Below are 589 nucleotides of genomic sequence, written 5' to 3'. Positions count from 1 at the left end.
CGATCACGCGGGCCGCGGCGTGCCCCGTGCTCGCTAGAGCACGCCGGCCCGCCGCGCGGGCGCGCAGGTGCTCCACATGTGCGGCGCGCTGCGCTGCCACATGGGCCTGGTGGGCGGCGCGCTCGCTGGCCTCGCGCGCCTCATCGAGGGCGGCCGGACGCGCGGCCAGGTGCTCAGCCCCGTGCCATGCCAGCATCGCGCCCAGCAGTCCGATCGGCTTGTGCGGGGCGTCCGGAATCCAGTGCCCTACCCCAAGCCAGTCGCGCACGAGTTGGTTCACATCGCGCGGTGTCCACCCGTGCCGGGCGGGAGCGGCCAGAATCGCTGCCCAGGCGCTGGGACTATGCCGGTGACACCACGGGGGGGCCTGCGGATCAGCGCGCCACGCTTTAGCCAGCGCCGCCCCCCCGCCGTTAAGGTCCGCGCGGTGCACCGCGCCGCGGTTACCGGCGCCGGAACGGCGGCGGGTGACGGTAGTAACCACATCCTGACGGACGTGTTGATCCCTAACGGGACCACTACGTGGATGGGGTGACAGCACCGTTTGGACTTTGTGGATAACCCGGTTGAGCAGCCGGTGGTCGTGCAG

1 pseudogene is annotated in these 589 nt (G+C 72.0%); it reads right to left on the bottom strand.

Annotated elements, in window-relative coordinates:
- Positions 1–280, bottom strand: a pseudogene (locus HMPREF0591_RS33350) (helix-turn-helix domain-containing protein); the annotation flags it as partial.
- Positions 281–589 lie beyond the last annotated feature (309 nt).

The sequence above is a fragment of the Mycobacterium parascrofulaceum ATCC BAA-614 genome, from assembly GCF_000164135.1.
GTDB lineage: Bacteria > Actinomycetota > Actinomycetes > Mycobacteriales > Mycobacteriaceae > Mycobacterium > Mycobacterium parascrofulaceum.
Note: the sequence above shows the minus strand (reverse complement) of the source record. Positions and strands in the feature narration are given on the sequence as shown.